The 22,287-nt window shown below is 57.6% G+C and carries 18 protein-coding genes; 15 read left to right on the forward strand and 3 right to left on the reverse strand.

The features are described from left to right. Window positions 1-231 precede the first annotated feature (231 nt). Window positions 232-1,578, reverse strand: coding sequence for a glycoside hydrolase family 16 protein (locus QA640_RS34295; protein WP_283042970.1), 1,347 nt, complete (start codon window positions 1,576-1,578; stop codon window positions 232-234). A gap of 238 nt (window positions 1,579-1,816) precedes the next feature. On the opposite strand from QA640_RS34295, the gene QA640_RS34300 reads away from it, so the two are divergent. Then, window positions 1,817-3,142: a hypothetical protein gene (locus QA640_RS34300; protein WP_283037221.1), complete on the forward strand. Its 1,326-nt coding sequence runs from the start codon at window positions 1,817-1,819 to the stop codon at window positions 3,140-3,142. Window positions 3,143-3,341: 199 nt separating this feature from the next. Then, window positions 3,342-3,968 (forward strand): FkbM family methyltransferase, encoded by a 627-nt coding sequence (locus tag QA640_RS34305; RefSeq protein WP_283037222.1) that lies wholly within the window; start codon window positions 3,342-3,344, stop codon window positions 3,966-3,968. Window positions 3,969-3,984: 16 nt separating this feature from the next. On the opposite strand, the gene QA640_RS34310 is transcribed toward QA640_RS34305, so the two are convergent. After that, entirely contained in the window at window positions 3,985-5,085 is a 1,101-nt protein-coding gene (locus tag QA640_RS34310) for a glycosyltransferase family 2 protein (protein WP_283037223.1), read from the reverse strand. Window positions 5,086-5,412: 327 nt separating this feature from the next. Between QA640_RS34310 and QA640_RS34315 the strand changes: the two genes are divergently transcribed. The 12 genes from QA640_RS34315 (at window position 5,413) to QA640_RS34370 (ending at window position 18,695) form a co-directional block, all read left to right on the forward strand. After that, window positions 5,413-5,865 carry a hypothetical protein gene (locus QA640_RS34315; protein WP_283037224.1) on the forward strand — a complete coding sequence of 151 codons (453 nt, stop codon included), beginning with the start codon at window positions 5,413-5,415 and terminating at the stop codon, window positions 5,863-5,865. 466 nt (window positions 5,866-6,331) lie between these two features. Next, window positions 6,332-8,134 carry an HAD-IIIC family phosphatase gene (locus QA640_RS34320; RefSeq protein ID WP_283037225.1) on the forward strand — a complete coding sequence of 601 codons (1,803 nt, stop codon included), beginning with the start codon at window positions 6,332-6,334 and terminating at the stop codon, window positions 8,132-8,134. 50 nt (window positions 8,135-8,184) lie between these two features. Continuing rightward, window positions 8,185-9,624, forward strand: coding sequence for an MBOAT family O-acyltransferase (locus QA640_RS34325; RefSeq protein ID WP_283037226.1), 1,440 nt, complete (start codon window positions 8,185-8,187; stop codon window positions 9,622-9,624). Window position 9,625: 1 nt separating this feature from the next. After that, window positions 9,626-10,765 carry a hypothetical protein gene (locus QA640_RS34330; RefSeq protein WP_283037227.1) on the forward strand — a complete coding sequence of 380 codons (1,140 nt, stop codon included), beginning with the start codon at window positions 9,626-9,628 and terminating at the stop codon, window positions 10,763-10,765. A 53-nt stretch (window positions 10,766-10,818) separates the two neighbouring features. Continuing rightward, entirely contained in the window at window positions 10,819-11,058 is a 240-nt protein-coding gene (locus QA640_RS34335) for an acyl carrier protein (protein ID WP_283037228.1), read from the forward strand. 4 nt (window positions 11,059-11,062) lie between these two features. Continuing rightward, window positions 11,063-11,506 (forward strand): VOC family protein, encoded by a 444-nt coding sequence (locus QA640_RS34340; protein WP_283037229.1) that lies wholly within the window; start codon window positions 11,063-11,065, stop codon window positions 11,504-11,506. Window positions 11,507-11,699: 193 nt separating this feature from the next. Further along, entirely contained in the window at window positions 11,700-12,683 is a 984-nt protein-coding gene (locus QA640_RS34345) for an NAD-dependent epimerase/dehydratase family protein (protein ID WP_283037230.1), read from the forward strand. 343 nt (window positions 12,684-13,026) lie between these two features. Continuing rightward, window positions 13,027-13,293 carry a hypothetical protein gene (locus QA640_RS34350; protein WP_283037231.1) on the forward strand — a complete coding sequence of 89 codons (267 nt, stop codon included), beginning with the start codon at window positions 13,027-13,029 and terminating at the stop codon, window positions 13,291-13,293. Between the two features lie 133 nt (window positions 13,294-13,426). Continuing rightward, the gene (locus QA640_RS34355) at window positions 13,427-15,730 is read left to right on the forward strand and encodes a polysaccharide biosynthesis tyrosine autokinase (protein ID WP_283042971.1); all 2,304 of its coding nucleotides are present in this window, start codon (window positions 13,427-13,429) and stop codon (window positions 15,728-15,730) included. Between the two features lie 170 nt (window positions 15,731-15,900). Then, window positions 15,901-16,464, forward strand: a complete 564-nt coding sequence (locus tag QA640_RS34360; RefSeq protein ID WP_283037232.1) for a hypothetical protein — start codon at window positions 15,901-15,903, stop codon at window positions 16,462-16,464. A 196-nt stretch (window positions 16,465-16,660) separates the two neighbouring features. Next, window positions 16,661-17,989 (forward strand): hypothetical protein, encoded by a 1,329-nt coding sequence (locus QA640_RS34365; protein ID WP_283037233.1) that lies wholly within the window; start codon window positions 16,661-16,663, stop codon window positions 17,987-17,989. Then, window positions 17,925-18,695 (forward strand): hypothetical protein, encoded by a 771-nt coding sequence (locus QA640_RS34370; RefSeq protein WP_283037234.1) that lies wholly within the window; start codon window positions 17,925-17,927, stop codon window positions 18,693-18,695. Before QA640_RS34365 ends, QA640_RS34370 begins: the two co-directional genes overlap by 65 nt. 882 nt (window positions 18,696-19,577) lie before the next feature. On the opposite strand, the gene QA640_RS34375 is transcribed toward QA640_RS34370, so the two are convergent. After that, on the reverse strand, window positions 19,578-21,008 hold the full coding sequence (locus QA640_RS34375; RefSeq protein ID WP_283037235.1) for an undecaprenyl-phosphate glucose phosphotransferase: 1,431 nt from the start codon (window positions 21,006-21,008) through the stop codon (window positions 19,578-19,580). Between the two features lie 477 nt (window positions 21,009-21,485). Between QA640_RS34375 and QA640_RS34380 the strand changes: the two genes are divergently transcribed. After that, window positions 21,486-22,229 (forward strand): metallophosphoesterase family protein, encoded by a 744-nt coding sequence (locus tag QA640_RS34380; protein ID WP_283037236.1) that lies wholly within the window; start codon window positions 21,486-21,488, stop codon window positions 22,227-22,229. Window positions 22,230-22,287: the final 58 nt, after the last annotated feature.

Consider the following 22,287-nt stretch of genomic DNA (forward strand, 5'->3'; position numbering starts at 1 on the left):
GCTCGGGCACCCGCGCAATGCGCCACGGAGGATTTGCCTGACGGCCCGAACCTTAGAGTTCATGAACGACAACCATTGAGAAACACCGATTGTGGTAGGCAAACGCGCATGACGGGCTCACCCACCGTTAAAGCAAAATTCGGACCGACCTTCTGATAGCGTGCCCGCAGCGCTACCCGGCTCGATCAAGATCATGCCGAGTTGTGCTCACGCTGGATGCGCCCTGACCGATCAGCGGCGCACATGCAGCGACAATAGACGACAAGATCTGGCTTTTTTGGGTTGGACCACCATGGTGTCGCAAGTAACGGGAACTTCTTTGGGGCCGACCTCGCCCGCGACTTCAGCCGTCAGTTTGCTGCCCAGCAGGTAGTTTCCTTCGCGCGCCACGGCCGGCAGCGCAAATTCGATCACGCTCGCGCCATCCTCCCCATCTTTGCGAGAGATCTGTTGCAGCGGCTTCTTTGCCGATGCGACCATGGCGCCGGTCGTTTCGTCGAAGACGTACACGTGAAGCGTTCGATCGGTCGGATAGTCATCGGGAATCTTGATTGGAACTTCGATCTTGAGCGGATCGGTTGTGCTCAGCGACAATACCCCCGCATTGGGCTTCTTATCCGCAACCACCTGCGTAACGCTGCGGAATGTCGGCTTTGGCATATCGTTGAGCGCTGCCGTATAGCCAAAATCATTCGGATCCGGCGTCACGTCGCTCGGGCCGCATTTTCGACCTCCCCGCTCGGAGGCCGTGAACTGGCAGACACGAACATAGTCGATCTTGAACGTCTGCGGGAAAGCAGCGTCATCGACGCCGTGCCGGCCCGCCCAGCCTGCTCCGCCCACAGCGAAATTGAGATCGACGTGCGCTGGCGGCCCGAGTTGACCGTCCTTCCTGAGCCACTGGTATGTGCGCGTGTAGATGAGGCGACCGTCCCAGAAGAACGAAATGCGGTCGGGTGCCCAAACGAAGCCGGCAATGTGCCAATCCTTATTCAGGTCGTCCTTGCCGACCATGTCCTGGAACTTGAGCACGAAAGAGCTGTCCGCATACGTGTAGGACTGCGGCGTCCATTTGTCCCTGCTCATGGCATTCGAGTGCAGCATATTCGGCTTGTCCTCCACGCCGTTGATGACGTACTCGAAGATGTCAATCTCCGGTGGATGCCAGAATTTCCCGTCGATGTCGTAATCGGCTTCGAGCCAGAATGCCGGCCACGATCCCCGCGCATTGGGGAGAAAGACCCGCGCTTCATAGTAACCGTAATAGAATGTCTGGTGGCTTCGGATCATCGCAGAGTCGAACGTGTCCGTCCCCTCATTCTTTTTTGCGGTCAGGCTCAGCATACCTCCGGACACCACGTGGCCGTCGCGGTAGCGCTGCTTTTCGTCGTTGAACCGGTCCATCGTTTCATTGTTGTAGATGTATCGGGTCGCCCATTTGGTTCGATCAAGCTTGTCGCCGTTGAACTCATCCGAAAACACCAGCTCCCAGCCGGCGCTGCGCGCTGGTCCAGCCGACGCGACCACCAGGATGATCGGAACAACACTCAAGACTTGTTTGGGCCAGCCGACAATCATCACTGAAGTCTCCAGTCTCCCGTCCACGTTTGATCGAAGTCGCCGATCGGAACTACATGCGAATATTGCGACACTTTTGCGTCGACATAACGTTGATTGCGGACTAGGTTTCTTGCCCTTGCGGAACGACAATAGCCACAATCTTCACTGAACCTGATACTGGGCGCTTCCGAATAAAGATATTTGACTGAATTGCACCCAAGCATGCCAGCACAACTGACCGAAAGGGCAGCATACGGTGACCTTTGATCTCCCTATGAATGAACCGTCTCCTGTCGGCCAAACATCGACCGCACGAATGGAGATGGAACTGGACAGAAAGGGAAAGGCCGTAGTCTGGGTGTCGGTGATATCTCCTCTCTTCTTGTCGCAAATTGCCTACAACATGGGTACTTTCCCGGTCTCGGCGGATCTCCTCTCTTACGCATTGTTTACATCCTATCTCCTCGTCTCAGGCTATGTATCGCTGAGCCTTTGGTCGTTGCTGCTGCTCGTCGGCGCGATCGCCCTCGCGGCTTTCCGCATGTCGTTTTCCGACACCTCGGGCACGTGGACCTCGCTTCTGCTCCTATCCGCCTTGTACGTGCCGTTCTGCTTCCGCTTGAAGAGCGTCCATGATCCGCAGCCGGTGCAGGACTACATCCAGCGCACGTTCGTGTCTGCGGCGACCGTGATCGCTGTGATTTCCATTATTCAGATCGTCGCGGTAAATGCTGTGAAGAGCCCCTTCATCACGAATATTCACTTTGTGCTACCCGATGCGATACGGAGCGAGGGGGCATATACTTATAGCCGCGAAGGCGCCGGCTTGATAAAGGCAAACGGTTTCTTCCTTCGCGAATCCTCGACTCTGTCTTTGGTGATGGCTCTCGCCATCATCCTCGAATATTGCACGAAAGCCAGATGGCACGTTCTCGGCATTCTTGCCGGCGGGTTGGTCAGTTCATTCTCCGGTTCGGGCGTCATCGGAATCATGGCCGGGATTCTGCTTCCACGGTCGCTAGCCCGCATTCCAGTCTTCGTTGCATGTCTGGTCGGCGTGGTCGTGGTACTGTTCACACTTTACAGCGCCGACATTCCATATCTGGATGTCTGGCTAAACCGCCTCGACGAATTCACGATGCCGAATACGAGTGCGTATGCCCGCTTTGTGGCACCGCTCGACATGATCGCGCACAGCTTCGACGACGGCTTCTTTTCGACGTGGCTCGGCAACGGGGCCGGCAGCTACCTGCGGGAAATCGGTCTGCTCAAGGTCAAGTATGAGGTGAATGATCCGACCTGGGCGAAACTCATTTACGAGTACGGGTTGCTGGGATTTATGCTTGTTTTGTCAGTTTTCGTACTTCGGCTGCATTCGAGCGACCTGCGGGTCGAAGCTTGCAACTACTTCCTGTTCACCTGGCTTGTTAGCGGACAACTCTTGAAGCCTGAGTTCGCGGTGATCGTTTGGTTGTTGACGTTGGCGCAGAAGCGGCTTCGACGCTCCGGCGTTGCGCGGCCGGTAACCGCAACCCGTTTGCCCCTGCACCGCGGGGCAATGAGACCGATGAAGATGGCATGATCGCGCCACTTCAGCGGAGACTGACCAGGAATCCAGACCGATGAGCTTTTGGTACAATGTTGGTCTTAATATCGAGGACGTAAGACTATTCGGTCCACGGATTCTCTTACGCCACGTCGCTCGGATAACTGGCGCGAATGCATCGCGAGTCTTCCTTCCTTCGATTGGCAGTGTTTACCTTCGTCCTCGCGAAAGCGATGTGTCGACGTTTCGGGATATATTCGGTTCGTCGAAATATGCAGCCTATTGCTATCCGGCGGTCAGAGCCAGACTCGAGGCTTCGTATTCAGCAATCCTAAAGCGGGGCGCCAAGCCTGTAATCATTGACGCAGGCGCCAATATCGGCGCGGCCTCGCTTTGGTTTCGGAAGGCTTTACCCGAGGCCTCCATCGTTGCCATTGAGCCTGAGGAGAACAACGTCAGGATCCTCCGAAAGAATCTTGGCAATCGCCCCAATACGTACGTAGTCCAGGCTGCAATCGGCGTAGCCCCCGGCTTCGTCACGGTCACAAACTCGCAATTGTCCTGGGGCGCACGGACAAGCCGCTCCGAGACGGGAATACACGTGCTCACCGTTGACGACGCGCTGGCGATGGTACCGAACGGCGTCTTGCTCATTGTCAAAATCGATATCGAAGGCTTTGAACAGGAGCTCTTCTCGGAAAACACCGAGTGGATTGATCGCACAACAATGATAATCATAGAGCCGCACGACTGGCTGATGCCTGGCCGGCGAACAAGTCGAACGCTTCAGAAGGCCATGGGTCGGAGAGATTTCGACATGATCCTGGATGGCGAGAATATTGTGTATGTTCGTCCGGAATAGAATTCGTTTCGCGCCCTTATCGGAGGACGCGAAGTTGGCTGAGCATTGACTTTATCCATTTTGGCCGTTCCGCGGGTACATATCGCCAGCCTACAAGCTTGCGCTCGAGACGCGATGGGCTGACTAACACGCAAAGGATCCACAGCAGCAGCGAAGCGCTTTGTGAGGTCGAAAAGCCCTGCGGGTAAAAGAATGCCCTAAGCGCATCAACCAGGATGAAAATCGACGCCTCTCGCGCGATGGGATGGATGTCAGGCCGCAAGCGGTATGACGCCGTACGCAAGCACAGGTATGTCAGATTCCTGTTCAGAGCATGCTGCGTCACGGGCAGGTTCATCGTCTGCGCCACCTCCAGAAAAAATTCGTAGCGCCGCCGCGTGAGGTCGATCTCTCTGGCAAAGCGAGTATCGTCCAATTGAAGGAAGGCCCCATGATTGAGGCCGTGCACGCGATAATCTGCCAGAGGCTTGGTGATCGTCACGACATGGCCACAGGCGGGAGCCGCCGCCAAGAGATAACTGTCGGGCGCCCGGTCGACAAAGTCGGATTCAAAGCTGAAGACACGCTCGACAAACCATCTCGGGTAGGCATTTCCAGACCCTGGTGGCGTCGGATAGGCACCGGTCGTTGTCATCCACCTGCGGATGTCATCTGAGGCCGGACACGAGAAGTACTGCGGTAGGACATTTCCGGTCGGCTGCCCCTTTGCGTCGATAACACGCATCTGAAACTGATATTTGCTCGCAGCTTTCGACGAGACGGATGCAATCTCCGTCATCACATCCGGATGCAGGACATCGTCCGAGTCGAGAAATATGATGACGTCGCCGGACGATTTGCGAAAGCCGTTCACACAGGACGGCATCTGCCCGGCGTTCGGCTGGCTGATGACCGTGACCTCGTCTGCAAATTCGTTGATGACCTCGAGCGAATTGTCCGTTGAACCGTCGTCGACGACGATCACTTCGACCTTCGGCCATCGTATGTCCAGTGCGCTGCGGATCGCGGATCCCACGTACGCAGCGTAGTTGTGATTCGGAATGATGACCGAAAGACTCGGTATGGTGGCCGGTTCGGCGCCCCGCAACATAGCCTGTCTTGGTATCTCCTTCAGCATTGGACGTCGGGAATACTCGCGTTGTGGATACGCCATATGACGGCAGACAGGATGTCACAGTCGACAGATGGTCGATGACCGGACACTCAATATATCGAGATCCATCAAGAGTGCAGTCTCTAGCACGGGTTTTCAGTTGCAAGGAAGAGGCTGGATTCGGTCGCCTGCAGTCGAGGGAACAATTTGTTTCGTCATTCTGTTGCCGTAACTGTAGCTCTATCCTGCCGCCGACAAGTGCGGCTTCCTGTCGAGAGCCGGCCTCAGCCATCATCATATGTCGGATGTGGTTCGTCCTGACCGAACAACTATGCAGAACGAGCAGTGAAGATGCGTGACGACCGATCGACGCGATCAGATGGGTACGTGGCGATATGCGCAGCGGTCGTTTCATCGCTACTTGCAACGACGGCCGATGCTCAAATTTCCGGCTTCGGGCGCACATCCGCACCGATGTATGGCGGCTCCGGCATTTCCACTCGCCCGTCTAGCTCGATTCAACCCATGGAGGGCACTTACGCGCCAAATCACAAGACGCCGGACGGGAAGCTCTGCATATCCGTTTATCCACTGACACGACCACAAACCAACAATCCCAAGATCATCGACCAGATGGTTCTGGTTAAAAACATTTGCGGTCAATCGATCCGGGTTCAGGTTTGCTATGCCGGCAGCAGAGACTGCATTGTCGTTCCGCTAGGAGGCTACCAGAAACTGCAGAGGGAACTGGGAATCGCCGCTGGGTCGATGTCCTTTCAATTTGAATATCGCGAGCTCAATTGAGCACACCGATCCAGCCGCGGTTGATCGTTCCTCAGATCTCATCATGAGCAATGCAATCGTTCTCTCGACGAACGCGCCACTATCGCGCCGCCGTTTCCGCCGACGATCCGGATGGAACCGATGAGGTCGTCGCACGCGCCAGGCGGGTAACGATCTTGTTATCGCAGCATGATCATTGGATAGCCAACTAACTCCTGCCCGATTTTTCGTTTCATTGATGAGCCGTGGCAGGAACTTTCGGCACTACGCCAGGCATGTCGAGCAATCCAGCCTTCGCAGGCACAGCTCTTGCAGCGGCAGCTAGTACGACCCCGTCGACAGCCAATGCCAAAAAACAAGTGGGGCGATCATGTCTGTGGAACTGTATCGGCAGCTAGCGTGGCTTCCAAAGCCGCCCGCTGATTTTGTGTCACGTTGCAGAGAAGTAGCAAACAGTTCTAGCGATTTGGGACGGCAAATCAGGCTGTTGGCGACGCACGCTCTGGATGAACACCAATTGGCCCGCTTGGGTCGCGTCATCAGCTCAGCGCAACAAAACGGACGAACGCTTGCCCCGCTGGTTCCATTTCGCCTCGGCCTGATCGGTAACGGCACGCTCGATCTTATCGTTCCGGTCCTGGTCGCAACGGCTGCGCGCCACGGCTTCGCGCTCGAATGCATCACGGGAGCGTATGATCAGTTTTTGCAGGATGCATTGACGCCGGAGTCAACCGTGAACAGGGCGCGGCCCGATGCGGTCCTGGTCGCCCTCGATCATCGCGGACTCGCGCTGCATCCCTCTCCGGGCAACGAGCAGCTTGCAAAGGAATCAACGGATGCCGCGATCGCACTTCTCGATTCGATCCGCGGCGGCATATCGCGCAACAGCGGCGCGCCGTGCATCGTCCAGACGTTGGCGCCGCCTCCCGAAGGGTTGTTCGGGTCCTTTGACCGCGCGCTGACGGGAACGACCCGGAATCTAGTCGATCGTATCAATCGGATGATCTGCCATTCGATACTGCAGTCGAGCGACAGGCTGCTTGATGTTGCAGGCATCGCTGAGACGGTCGGGCTGGCGGATTGGCATTCCCCTGCCTTGTGGAATCTAGCGAAATTGCCGTTCGCTGACGCCTTTGTGCCGCTTTACGCCGAACACGTTACGCGGATCATCGGGGCGATGCGCGGTAAGAGCCGCCGTTGTCTGGTACTCGACCTCGATAACACGGTCTGGGGCGGCGTTATCGGAGACGACGGACTGGAGGGCATCCAGATCGCCCAAGGCGACGCGACCGGTGAAGCCCATCTTTCCGTGCAGCAGCTCGCGCTCGCGCTACGCGCGCGCGGCATCGTGCTGGCGGTAAGTTCAAAGAATACTGACAGCGTCGCCAGAAGGCCGTTCAAGGAACACCCGGACATGCTCCTGAAGGAAGAGCATATCGCGGTTTTCCAGGCCAATTGGAACGACAAAGCGACCAACATTCGCGCGATCGCGAAAGAACTCGCGCTCGGGCTGGATTCCTGCGTTTTCCTCGATGACAATCCGGTCGAACGCGGCCTTATCCGGCAGGAGCTTCCGGAGGTTGCCGTTCCCGAACTTGACAGTGACCCGGCCACCTACGCGCGCACGTTGGCTGCGGCCGGGTATTTTGAAGCGATCAACTTCTCCGAAGAAGACCGCGCGCGCGCCGAAATGTATCAGGCCAACGCGCGCCGGCTTAGCTTGCAGGGTCAAACAACCGACCTCCAGTCTTATCTTCGATCGCTGGAAATGCGTATCGTCTTCGGCTCCTTCCATCGAACGACGCGCGCCCGCCTCACACAGCTCATCAACAAGAGCAATCAATTCAACTTGACGACGCGGCGGTACACCGAATCCCAGGTCGAGCAACTCGAGATAGATCCAGCCGTCATGACGCTTCACGCGAGGCTGATCGACAAATTCGGGGACAACGGCCTCATTTGTATCGTCATTTGCCGGGCAATCGGTTCCGCACGATGGACGATTGATAGCTGGCTGATGAGCTGCCGCGTGTTAGGTCGTGGCGTGGAGCAGGCGGTGCTGGCTGAGATCGTACACCGTGCGCGAGCCGCAGGCATCGAAACCATCGAAGGCCTCTATCTTCCAACCGATCGCAACGAGATGGTCCGTGAACACTACGGAAGGTTGGGGTTCACGCGCATCGATGACGGCAATGACGCGAGCAGTCGTTGGGAGCTGGATACAAACGTCGAGTTGGAAGAATTGCCGATGACGGTTGAACGGGAAGAGTCGCAGCTTGCGTTGGCGTGATTGGAATCAATCTTGCAGCACACTTTCAGGCAGCCCCGAGTTTCCCATCGATGAGTCTCACATCGCCCATATTCCTCGCTTTCGTCACGGCGACGGTCATTGCTTTCCACATCAGTGAGTCAGTTCCGTATCGGCGGGTGGTCATTGCGGCCGCAAATGCCATATTCATTGCTAGCTATCTGAGCGATTTCACACAAGTGCTGCCGCTGTTCGCCTTCCTGGCGCTCGGCTATGCTTGCGTGCGCGTGCTTTATCTCCGCCAATCGTCTGTCGTGTTCGCATTCGGCGTCGTTGCCGTACTCTGCTCTTATATCTTCCTGAAGCGCTTCTCTTTCTTCGATGGTCTTGGACACCTGCCGTTCCCCTATTTGACCGTCGGCTTGTCCTACATCCTGTTCCGGATATTGCACATCATGGCGGATGTGCGGTCGGGAGATCTGGTCGAGCGAATTGGTCCGTTCGCGTTTTTTCGCTATGCCTGCAATTTCCTGTGTTTCGTTTCCGGCCCTATCCAGCGCTATCAGGATTTCAGCGAGACGGACGGAAAAGCTGCGGCAAAGCTTGACGAATCCAGCGTTTATGACGCGCTTTCCAGAATTGTCACCGGCTACGTGAAATTCGTCATTATCGCCGCCACCGCCGACTACGCCTTCACGTTTCTCAGCCCGCAATTGTTGCAGGCGGCACCTGTGCCCTTCTTCAAGCTATGTGCGGTCTACGCCATGGCCGCGTCGTTCTACACCGTCTATCTTTACTTCAATTTCTCCGGATACATGGACATCGTCATCGGTATCGGGCGCCTGCTCGGACAGTCATTGCCCGAGAACTTCGACAAACCGTTCACGGCGCGCAGCTTCCTCGAATTCTGGCAGCGGTGGCACATGACGCTGTCACAATGGTTCAAGTTCTATCTGTTCAACCCGCTTCTAATGTTTCTAATGGCACGGCTGCCCTCTCGTACTCTGACCGCTTACCTCGGCGTCCTGGCATTCTTCATCACGTTCCTGGTCATGGGGGTGTGGCACGGCACCACGGCGGTATTCGTCATCTACGGCTTCCTGATGGGAGCAGGCGCGAGCATCAACAAGCTCTGGCAGGAGGCCTGCGTCCAGCGCCTTGGCAAAAAGCGCTATCGGGCGCTTACCGAATCCACCGCCTACATCTACTTTGCCAGAGGCCTGACGGTCGGCTACTTCGCACTCGCTCTCACCTGTCTGTGGGTCACGGAGTTGCCTCAATTCACCGACCTGTTGGTGCGCCTCGGTGTCGCCGGCGTACTGGGCACATTCGTCGTCTTGATTGCGGCATTCGCAATAACTGCTCTGGCCCTCGACCTGATCAGGGCACGTGTACACATCCCGATTTCTCTGTCGGCGATCCAGAGTGGGGAGATCGTCAGGAACCTGACCCTGGCAAGCAAGATGATGGCGATCGTCGCCGTCGCCACCCTGCTGCACAAGGCTCCGGACTTCGTCTACAAGGCGTTTTGACTTGAAACACATCCTTCGGCAGACCGCGCTGACCTTGTTGTCATTCACCATTCTTTACGTGCTGCTCGGCGGCGCATCGTTCCTGGTGTTTCAAGACCCTCCAGGAGGCGGTCCGCGAGATTTCCAGGCCGCAGAACGAACCCTTTACATGACTGTCCCGAAATATGTTGTCCTCGGCCGCAGCGTTCTGGATAACCCTGGTAGGAAAGTTATTCTCGTCGGAGCGTCAAACACCAGCGTCGGTTTCCGACAGGCGATGGTGCAACCGAATCTCAGCTGTGCCGGCGTGAGCAATCTCGGGATGGGCGGCGCCAACATTTCCGAGGTCAAGCAGGTGATCGATCTGGTGCATGAGGTGCAGAATGAGCAGAATCGCCGGCTCAACACCTTCGTCATTGGCACCTGGTTCGGCATGTTTGTCGATTCAGACGTGAAGTACGCCGAAGGCGACCGCCATCGCGGGGAAACGGACGTCGATATCGAGCTATACCGATATGGCTTCTACCGCCGCACGCCGGATGGAGCCGTCGCGGTGTTGCCGCCGAAATGGCTGGACTGGGGCGTGACGGCGTTGCGTCCGTTCCTGCTTTTCGAAAAGCTCGCGCGCCAAACCAGAGCCAGCGTCAATTTGGTCCTTACCGGACGGACCTCCGTGCAGCGCACCGATGACGAGCGCGAGAGCGTCGTTATGTCAGAGCGGGAGAAGCAGGAGGCTCTGGAGTATTGGAAAGTGAGCATGGGAGGCAAGGATGAGATTTCCCGTGCGCAGGTCGACGTGCTGAAGGAGACCATCGCTGCGCTGCTGGACTCCGATGAGAAGGTCTTGCTTGTGGATCTGCCGATCCCCGCCTGGCATCGGGATGCCAGTCCTTACCAGCGAGGTTACCAGGAAGCCCTGAAGGGCGTAGTTCAGGAATTTAGCCGCCGCCCGAACTTTGCCTCGCTGAGCATGGATGATCTCGACGAGAACCTGGACTACTCCGACGAGGTCCACGCCAAGCGGCACCTGGCCCAGATATGGTCAACCAGGCTCGCCATGGCGCTGAACTCATTCGTCTGCCAGGAAAAGGACGATACAGAACCACCGGTTGCAACCCTCCAGTCTTCTGAACGCGTATTGGCTGCCCCGAAATCCAATTGAGACGCGATGCGCGGCCCGAACACGGCCGGTCACCATCACGAGAGATAAAACAAATGGAAAAGTCTCAGCTCTATAGCAAGCTCACCGCCATTTTTCGGGAGGTGTTCGACGAGGACGAATTGAATGTCACGCCGCAGACCACGGCGGACGACGTCGATGGCTGGGACAGCCTGTCCCATATCCGCCTGGTACTCGCGGTCTCGAAGGCGTTCGGCGTGAAGTTCTCCGCTTCAGAAATCGGAAACCTCAAGAATGTCGGAGAGTTCGCCGCTCTAATCGAGAAGAAAGCATGAGGGCATGAAAGTGGGCCGTGTCGTTCCTGCACCAGCTGAACTGGCCTTCCATCATCTGGGGCTCGCGGTCGCTTCTCCGGAAGCCGCGTTTCTGTACCTGGCTTCGATCGGCTACACCGCGGGAAACTCTGCCTTTGATCCGATACAAAGGGTCAACCTCGCCATGCGGCATCATCCCCTGATGCCGGATGTCGAAGTTATCTGGCCGAGTGACGGCCCCTCTCCGATTGACAAGCTCGTACAGCGAACCGGTTCCATGATCTATCATTTGTGCTACGCGTGCCCAAATGCTGAACTGGTGCTCGAGTCGTTAGCGGCGTCCGGTGTCGAAATCGTTCCCGTGGGTTCCCCCGCGCCGGCGGTCTTGTTTGGGGGCCAGAAAGTGTCGTTTCATCATATTGCCGGCTTTGGCCTCATCGAGATGCTGGAGACCGGCGCCCAGGTCTAACCTCTAACTCCGCTCGCAAAGGGTTCTGGCAGACGAATGATCGACGATCGCCCGCCTCATTGCCCCCCAGCGGCATAGCCCGAATTCTATGCGACTTTGCGGTAGCCTGTCTCACGTCCTCGGTCACTCAGCACCCCGACGGAAATTCGCCCCACATGATCCAGCAACTTCACCCACGTTGACCCCTAAGCGCATGTCCAATTCTACCCAGGCTATCGTGTTCGGCGGCGCGGGCTTCATCGGCACTCATCTGATGACGCGATTGGTCGCTTCCAGGAGCTACGACCGGATCGTCTCGGTCGATATCGGCAAGCCAAGGGCGCGCGTCGATGGTGTCGAATATGTTCATCATGATATTCGTGAGGCGATCGATCCAAAGCTCGGAGGCGCAATGCCTGCCGATATCTTCAATTTGGCTGCAATCCACGTAACCCCCGGCCATCCCGAGGGCGACTATTACTATACAAACGTGCTGGGCGCGGTGAATGTTTGCCGATTTGCCAAGGAGACGGGCAACCGGAATATCATCTTCACCAGCTCGATATCGATCTACGGCCCGACCGAAGCCCCGCTTGACGAGGATGCGACACCGGCGCCGGTCAGCGCCTATGGACGCTCCAAACTCTCGGCCGAAGCGATCCATCGTCTGTGGCAGTCGGAGGCCCCGGACAGGCGGCTGACCATCGTTCGCCCCGCTGTTATCTATGGGCGCTACGAACGGGGCAATTTCACGCGATTGTCGCGGCTTCTCGAAAGGCGAGCCTTCATCTATCCGGGCCGAACCGACACGATCAAGTCGTGCGGCTACGTGAAGGACCTGGTCTCCTCGATGTTGTTCATGGCGTCCCGCAACGACAGCCTATCGATCTACAATTTCTGCTATGAGCACCGCTACACGATCAGCGAGATTTGTTCGGCGTTCTCCCAAGCTGCCAAATACACCAAGCCAACGATAACGATTCCAGTATGGTTGATGAATCTCGCCGTGCTTCCATTCGAGATCCTGCACGCCGTCGGCATCAAGACCGGCATCAATCGCGACCGAATCAGAAAGTTGTGGTTTTCTACGAACATTCTGCCGAAGCGCCTGCTCGCAAGCGGATTCAAATTCGAATACGACCTGGCAAGCTCGCTTGCAGAATGGAAGCGAGAATCCTCCATCAAGGATTTTGATTGAGATCTCGACGGATTGCCTGTTTTTCCATCAATCAACCGTGGAACTTCGGAACAGACGCTTGCCGCCGCAGCGGATGGCTCTCAAACTGGGCTTCCTTCGCACTCGTTCGTCCCCGATCGCTGCGCCGAGACATGATCTGCGTTTACCCATTGCGGTCTTTCCTGCTCGCTTGGTCATACTCAGGCCGATATTGCATCGCAGAATTTGGCGGTTAGTCGGCGCTGTTCCATCCCGTCGGCAGGGATTTGCTCGATCTCTATCCTGTCGGCGGACAAATGATCTTCCAACGCAGTGCAAACCATCCTGAAGGTGGTGTCAGGCGGGCTTGGCGGAGATGCGCATTATGACGACTTTGCGGCGAGCGGAACCGACAGTCGCGCCCAGCGTTGCCGAACCTTCCCTGGCCAATAACGTGTCAAACTATTCAACTAGCTATTCCATCGATGTTGTCGGCGGCACCCGTCAACTCGCGAGAGCCACCACCTCGACCACCATATCCCGCTCTGTCGAACTCTTGCTGACGGTCAGGCAGTTCGACCCGCGCTACATGTTCACTGATTCGGCGCGGCGGCACGGCCAGGCTGATATCGCACATCGCAAGTCACAATAGGTTCACGTAGGCGAGCCGGATGCTTCAAACAAAAATCACATCGCGCGAAATCGAACCCACTGCCCCAGAGGCTCAATCGCTGGAGCAGACGATTTCCTCTGCGCTTGCGCTGATCAGCCAACAGTACCCCGTGATGATCTTCACGTTGCTCCTGTGCATCTGCCTTGCCGGCGTCTATGTGTTCACGGCGCCGAAGCGATACACGGGAACGGCTATCCTGATGATCGATAGCCGCAAGATGCAGGGCCTGCAGACGCAAGCGCAGACGAATGGCGGCGGCGACAACCCCATCGACTCGGCGATGGTCGATAGTCAGGTCGAACTCCTCAAGTCCGAAGCGATCGCTTCCAAGGTCATCAAGGACCTGAAGCTAGTCGAGTCGCCGGAGTTCATGAGCGACGGCGGCGGAGTGCTCAGCAGCATCAGCGATGCGATTTACCGACTTTTTTCGGAATCGAAGCCGCCCACGGAAGAACAACTGCTGCGCGGAGCTCTCGCTCGCTTTGCAAGCGGTCTCAGCATCAAACGCGTCGGCGTGAGCTATGTCATCGAGATCGCCTTTCAGGCGTTGTCGCAGGAACAGGCCGCGCAGATCGCCAACGCGGTGGCCGACGGCTATATCGTGGACTCCCTGGAGTCGAAATATCAGGCGTCCAGGCGAGCGGCGGTCTGGCTGCAGGACCGATTGAAGGAATTGCGGTCGCAAGCATCCACCGCCGAACGCGCCGTCGCCGATTTCAAGGCCAAGAACAATATCGTCGACGCAGGCGGGAGACTGCTCACCGAGCAGCAGCTCGCTGAAATCAACACTTCGCTGACAACGGCCCGTAGCCAGCGGGCCGAGGCGCAAGCCAAGCTCGAACGCATCACCACGATATTGAATGCGGACACCGAGGATTCCACGGTCATTCTGAACGACCTTGCGACCGTGAGCGAGACGATGGCCAACCCGGTCATCACCAAATTGCGCCAGACCTATCTCGACTACAACGCCAAGCAGGCGGATTGGTCGAACCGATATGGATCGACGCATCTGGCTGTCGTCAATTTGCGCAACCAGATGCGCGAGATCCGACGCTCGATTATTGATGAACTGCGACGTACGGCCGAGGTCTACAAGAGCGACCTTGAAATCGCCAAGGCGCGAGAAGAGTCCAGCCAGAAGAGCTTGAACGATACGATCGCGGTGTCGAATAATACCAGCCAAGCCCAAATCGTTCTGAGGGATCTCGAAAGCAACGCGCAGAGCGCCCGCGCGCTGTCCGACAACTTCCTGCAGCTGTACATGGTTTCGGTTCAGCAGCAGTCGTTTCCCATTACCGAAGCGAGGGTGATCACACAGGCCGCGTCGACCCTTCCCAACAAGACGTCGCCAAAAACGACACTCATCCTGCTTGCAGCGTTCGTGGGCGGATCGGTTCTCGCGGGCATCGTCGCGATCTTGCTGGACATGATGGATCGCGTCTTCCGAACTGCTTCCCAGGTCGAGCAGTTCGTGCAGACCAGCTGCCTCGCCTCAATTCCAGTCATCGAGCAAGGTGTCGTCAACGCTATTTCCGCGCTCCCCGGCAAGGCCTGGCGGTTTGGTAAACGCGGCAGGCCCAAACCGCAGCAGGCGCCACCGAAATACGGCGGATTCGGCACGACGTTGCCACTCCAGGGGCCGGAGCCGGGTTCCAGCCAGCCGCAGCCGCATCGCGACCGCCTGCTTTCGACCGCCGAGAGCGTGGGGCGGTACGTGATCAACGCCCCGTTTTCGCGCTTCGCGGAAGGATTTCGATCAATCAAGCTGGCCAGCGACCTTGCAAATTACGGTTCCGCATCCAATAAGGTGCTGGGCATCACCTCCGCCCTTCCGAACGAGGGCAAGTCGACCATCAGCGAAGCGCTGGCACAGACGTTGGCGCAAAGCGGCTGTCGTACACTGTTGATCGACGGCGACATTCGCAATCCAAGCCTCACCGCCAGGTTTACGCCGGCTGCGCAGGTTGGCTTGATCCACGTCATCGTCGGCCAAGCCGACTGGAGGAACGTGGTCTGGATCGACCCGCAGACAAATCTGCATTTTCTTCCCTGTGCGATCACATCGCGCTTCTCGAATTCGAGCGACCTGCTCGCCTCCCAGCAGATGGAAAAGCTGTTCCAAGAGCTACGTCAGCACTACGACCGCATCGTGCTCGATCTTAGCCCGCTGGCGCCGGTCGTCGACGTTCGGGCGACCAGAGGGCTGGCTGACTCCTATATCCTCGTCATCGAATGGGCGAAGTCGAAGGTGGATATCGTCGAGCGCGTGCTGAGTGAAACACCGGTTGTGCGCGAGCGCCTGCTCGGTGCAGTCCTTAACAAGGTGAACGTGTCGGTGATGAGCCGCTACGACACGTACGGCGCAGCCTACTATCGTAATCGCTACTACAAGAGATATGGTTACGTCGATTGACGTCCAGACTTGGTTCTCCGCGATCGCCCCGACGGTGACAAGTTATGCGGTGCAATGGATCATGCTGTGATAGGACCGTTGAGTAACACATGAGGAATTTGACGGTAGCGGGGACTACGTCTCCATTTATGATGATACGCATATTCCTGCTCTGCGCAGGACTCCTGGTGTTGACCGATGGTTCGGGTCGAGCGGCGCCGCCGCGTCCGGGCATTCTGAACTGCGCGTCTGGCGTCGACGCCGAGCAGCGTCGACGTTGTGACGAAGAGGCCTTCAGGCAGGTCGAGACCGGCAGCCAATCCACACAGCTTGAGGGCGGATGGCGATTGGTCAAGAGCAGAAATCCTGACGGCGGCGCCGACGCCATTTCAGTGATGCACGTCGTCGATAGCGCCAAATCCGATGCGCGCCTAGCGGGCTTGAACCTCCAATGCGGGAAGGACGGCATCGAAATGGTGCTCATCGTTCTCGAACCACTGTCCCGCTCGACGCAACCGAACGTAACCCTGATGACAGGAGAAAAGCGGGCAGAGTTTCAGGCTACCGTGCTTCAGGGTGGCGTGGCGCTGCTGCTGCCCGCTAACGCCTCGAAGCTTGCTGCCAGCGACTGGCAGAACGCAAACGAGCTGGCGGTCGAGATCGGGACCACGCCAACTGCGATCCACGGAGCGGTCCCGATCACCGGACTGGCTGCGGCCCTACGTTACCTGCTGCAAAACTGCCATGCCCGATAATTCAGCCATGCCCCTCAATCCCGCAAATCGACAACGTTCGGCCCGGGAGCGTGCCAGGGACCAGTGATGAGTCACACTGTCAACGATCAGCGCTATGAGTAAGACCGCGTTAGAGTCGCATATACGCCTACGGGATAGGCACCAACGTCAGCCTCTTGTCACGGTGAGCTCCATTCCCGCTTCAAAGTCTCACGGTTTGTCGATTGCTCACTGCCTCCTGATCGCGCTGCTCGTCGCGACTCCGATCCAGGCAATCGTAAACTACGCCTTCGCACAGTATATGGTTGCGTTTGTTGCCGCCTTGATTTTGGCCATGGCTGCAAGGGGGCCGGAGGCCGAACTCACATCTGCAGCGCAGTTGCTCAAGCACTTTTTGCCCGTGCTCCTGCTTCCGGTCGTCTGGATGGCATTGCAAATTTTTCCGGTGCCCACTTCTTTGCTTGCCAACCCGATCTGGCCGGCGACTTCGATCGCATTGAACCAACCATCACTACCAGGCCGCATCAGCGTCGACCCCGGCGCGACGTTGCAAAGCCTGTTTCGCTATCTGGTTGACGCGTCTCTGGTGGTGTCGACCGTCATCATCACCAAGGATCGCCACAGGGCCGAAACGATCCTGTTCGTATTGTGCGCAGTAACGACTTTCATGTCGATCGAAGTCCTGCTCGGCCGACTCGACTTGTTCGCCGTCATGATGTCCGAGACAGGCGCCGCTACGAGCCCGTTTCCGGCAGCAACTGCGCTCGCAGTAGTGGCAAATGGCGCGCTCGTTGCCTGGGCAGTCGAACAACACCTGCACCAACGGGACATCCACAATCTGGCCTCGCTCCAGCTGTGGGTTGGAGTTCTCTCCGGCCTGCTCGGAATTGCCGTGGCGTTCGCCGCAATGGCGACCCTCGAACGAGACACTTTGTTGGCGGTCACCGTCTGGGGATTAACTGTTCTCGTTTTCATAGCCGCTGTCCGCCGCTTGGGATTTCGCTCCTGGCCGTCGGCGATTTTGTTTTCAGTCGTTGCAGTAATTGCGGGCATCATGGCGGTGCCACACTCTCAAGCCGGTAGTTTGGGCCTCCTTGGTTTCGTCAGCCTCAGCCCGGAAGCGGTTGCGCCGGCAAAGCATCTGCTCTCTGATGCATCGATGTTGGGAAATGGCATCGGAACATTTGGGCTGACTTCGATAGCCTATCAGGAGTTTGGCGCCGGAGCGCCGGCGGTACCTCCTTCCACCGCGATCTTGATCGCTATCGAGTCGGGGCGATTGGCGATCGTGATCCTGGCAGCCTGCGCCGCCCAGCTCTTCTTCGTTAGCTTTCGCGGCGCCGTTCGGCGAGGGCGCGATTTCTTTTTCGCGGCCGCCGCGGCCGCCGGCGTTCTGGTTGTGCTCTGCGAGAGCTTCCTCGATTCAAGCCTCTCAAGCCCGGCGATCCAGACCATCGTGGCGGTGTTGGTCGGACTTGGACTTGCACAATCCGTGGGCCGGACCAGCGTGCGCCAGCCGCTGGGCGACAGCAGGCTCGCGCCATAAGGTTGCCTTACAACATCGAACTAGTCCACCGACAATGACCTCCTCAAGCAGATTTCGCATTCTCCTGTCTGCGTTGGCACTGATCATCGGATGTTATGCGATGGTCTCGGCACTAGCAGAGGTGATGGCGCTGGAGCCCACGACATTTCCTGCCGATGCAGCCAAGATCAGCTCGCGCTGGACTGGAAATGTGCCCTCCTCGCTGGCAGCGCTCTCTCTCTTTGGATCGGATCTGGAGAGCAATCACGCCTTGATCGCCGCTTTGCAGGCGATCCAGTCAGGCCAGCAAGAGCCGAGGACCGTACGATCGACGAAGCATGTCGATGCCGTCGACAGGGTCAGGCGGACGCTCTCAATTTCGCCTTACAACCCCGAACTGTGGTTGGCGCTGGCGCTGCTTCAGACCCAACGCGACCCGCACGATCCCGTCGTGGTCGAGGCGCTGAAGATGGCGTATTTTGTCGCACCAAACGACGCACGAATGATGCCGGTGCGGATCGACATAGCGAGCCGCTTCGATGCGCTTGCTATTCCGGACATCAAGGACCTGGTGCGCAACGATGTTCAGCTGATCTTGACCCGACGACCTCTGTCGAAATCGGCACTCGTGTCGGCTTATCGGCGGGCATCAGATCTCGGCAAGGCTTTCCTGGAAGACGCTGTTGAATCGATCGATCCGTCATTCCTTGTGACGCTGCGCCGTTGATCGCGGTATGGTCGTCAGCCTAACACTGCATGGCGCGAACCCTTCCAATCCGCTTCGCGCTGCTGCGGTCAAGAAAATGATCCGAATGTCGAGCCGGATGCTCCAGTTGCGCACGTCCAGACGCCAAACTCCGCGCGCCTCTCATCAGGGGGCGTCTCGCCGCGGAAGCCGTTGACCTGGGCCCAGCCGGGTCAGGCCAGGCTTCATGTGGCGGAATACATTTGCTGCTCGCCTGGTCATAATAGCGTTAACCGCTTAGCTCACTCTCAGGCGCGGTCTGCGGCTGGTTCCGACAAGATTGTGCTTCGCCCTTGACGTCCGAGTGATCGCGGGCGATCGGCAAAGCGCTTGCCGCCGAAGGCACGAAACGTCACGTAGACCGTAGTCGCACGGTCGGCAATCGACGATCATTCTCGTAGCCGACTTTCGCCCGAATTGATAAAGATCACCGTAGGGCCCAGGGCAGTTTTTACCCCATACTTGATCTTTGCATTTTCGGAAGAACGGGATGTTGACGATACTTGTCATATTGAGCGTCTGGCTACTGCTCAACGCTCTGTTCGTGCTGATCGTGATTCCTCCCCGAGAGTCGGGCTCGCGGCTCGACGCGTCCGGAGCAACGCTTGCACCGGCGCCGATCGACAATCATATCGACAATCATCAAGACCGGTTTGGTCACGACCAACTGCTCTCCCTTCGCCATGCTATCGTATCACGCGGATTGAGAACCGTTTGCGTCCTCGTCTTCCCGCTGATCGCGCTACGTGATGCGATCATGCGACTCTGGAGGAAGAGGCGAGCGCTTCGACCGCCGCCATAAGGAGGTGAACCGCAAGGCCCACGAACGATCTTGGTTGCTTCTCCGGACGATTCGCGCAGGTGCTAGTAGGCCTCCTGTAACATTACGGCAGCCGCCGTGCGCGTCATGATCTTCACGTCGAGCCAGATACTCCAGTTGCTGACGTACCAAACGTCATATTCTACGCGCTTCTCCATCAGGTCGATGGTCGGCGTTTCGCCACGAAAGCCATTCACCTGGGCCCAGCCCGTCAGCCCCGGCTTCATATGGTGCCGGTAGACGTAGTTGCTGATAATCTCGTCGTAATAGTTGTCGTGCGCGAGTGCGTGCGGGCGCGGCCCGACCAATGACATATCGCCCCGCAGCACATTCCAGAGCTGAGGCAATTCATCGATGCTCGTCATGCGGAGGAGACGCCCGATCCGCGTCACTCGCGCGTCATGCTTCGTTGCCTGGGTGATCGTCTGACCGTTTTCGCAGACCGTCATGCTGCGAAACTTCCAGATTTCAAAGGGCTTGCCGTTGAAGCCTCGGCGCGATTGCCGGAAGATGACAGCACCCGGTGAATCCAGTTTGATCAGAACGGCGACCATCATCAGCAGCGGCGCCAAAGTGACGAGAGCGAAGGCCGCGATGCCAACATCAAGGCAGCGCTTCTGCAGACGCTCGAACACGGTGAGCGGAGGTCGCTGGATCTCGATCGCCACGGTGCCGCTGACCGGCAAGAACGGGCGCGACACAAGATCGGCGATCGAATTATCTGGGAGCACACGAATCGGCTGCGGCACCACGCGAAGATGTTGTCCTAGTTTCTGCAACAACGGCAGTTCATTCCAGTCGACCGCAAGAAGATACTCATCGACATCGGTCGCGCGCGACTGCCGGATGACGTCCCGAATCTGCTTCTCCCACGCGCTATCGCCGCTATCGTTGCCAAGCACGAAATGGTGCACGACATCGAACCCATTCCGGCGCAGGTCCTTGAAACGATTTGCGGTAAAGTCCAGTGGCTTCAGACTGAGCAGCACGACCTTGCGATCGACCAATCGCCCCTTCGCTAAGCTCGTGCCGAGGGCAAACTGCCAGGCAAAGCGGAGACTGATCAGCCCAACGGCGCCGATGGCGGCGAAAATGATGACGATGCCGCGGGACAAGTTGTCCGTCGATTTCAACAGAAACGCGGCAACCGCAAGAATAGTCAGCGACACCAGCCAAATGACGAGCACCTTGCGCAGCTGCCAGACGAGTCCGAGCAAGCGATGGGTCGCGTAAACGCCCTGAAAGTAGCCGATCGCGACGAAAACCGAGGCCACGATCAATCCGGCTCCGACCGAGGTGCTGTCAGCGCCCGACGCAAGCGCCGCGTTATACGATGCGGAGGCGAGCGCGTAGCAGAGCAGGATCAGCAAAAAGTCGGCGGCGATGACGAAGACCTGAAAGGGCCTCTGAAGAACCGTGCCACGCGTCGAGGAGACTGATTGCGCTCCATCAGAGCCGTAAGTCGCAACAGCCATTCGAACCTCCACGTGGCGAGATCGCGTGACACTCATCGCGATGTTGATGATTTGCAACTTTCACAACGAAAGGTGTTAATTGATCGCAGCGATATTGTGGCGTTGCACGCAAAAAGTTTGCAGCGCAGATGCGCTCGCAGATTCTTGAATCTCGTTTCGCGGTCCTGATGACGAATTGGTTGTCACCCTGACAGGATCACGAGCGGAGGCACGCCGCAGTTTGCGTTAGTTCCGTCCCCCTCATGTTATCCTATGTTATTTTGCGGAACTTCGCGTTCGAAGTGTGACGCCGCAATCAGTCAACCACGCTGTCTAGCGCTGGTGGAACTGCCCGAAATATTGGTTGCGAAGCAATATTGCCTTCTTTCGAAATTACTTTCCGCCGGAACCTGTTCCGGCGTTAACACTCTCGAAAGGGATTGCTTCGCTCGCTGCCGGTCAATGCCCGATCACGGACTTAGAGCGTTTGCGCCCCCCATGATGTCCTTCCTTCGATCACGCCCGGCAAAGCGCAAGCCCAAGCTCCCGGATGGCGTGCGAATTTATGCAATCTCAGACATTCACGGTTGCGCGCATCTGCTCGAGCCGATGCTGCGCGTAATCGATGCCGATCTAGCCCAAAGCCGACCATGCTACGCCGTCGAAGTGTTTATGGGCGACTACATCGATCGTGGCCCGGATACTCGATCGACCCTCGACATCCTGGTTGAGCGGAGCCGCCGCGGTAATGCGGTTTTCCTGAAGGGAAATCATGAAGCCTTCCTGGTCAATGTTCTGCGCGACCCGTCCTTGCTGACGGATTGGCTTCGCGTTGGTGGGGCCCAAACGTTGATGTCTTATGGGGTTTCGTCGCTTGCCCTGGGCTCGGAGCAGGACGACCCGACCACCCTATTGGACGAACTGGCGCGCGCGATACCGTCCGAGCACGTCGAATTCCTGCGCAACCTGCGGCCGTCCTTCACGTGTGGAGATTTCTTTTTCGTTCACGCCGGCGTTCGACCCGGCGTGCCCTTATCCGAGCAACGGGAAAGCGATCTGTTGTGGATCCGCGAAGAGTTCCTGCAGAGCGAGCAACACTTCAGCAAGTATATCGTGCACGGTCACACGCCGGTACGCAGCGCCGAACTTTTGGCAAATCGAGCCAATATCGACACCGGTGCCTACGCGACGGGCAATCTGACGCTGATGAGTATCCAGGGAAGCAGCATGCTCGCCGTCTGACGGGGACTACAACTGCAGGTCGCCCCATCCGTGTTTGCAATCCAGCGTCTCGCTTGGG

This window comes from Bradyrhizobium sp. CB82, from assembly GCF_029714405.1.
Classification (GTDB): domain Bacteria; phylum Pseudomonadota; class Alphaproteobacteria; order Rhizobiales; family Xanthobacteraceae; genus Bradyrhizobium.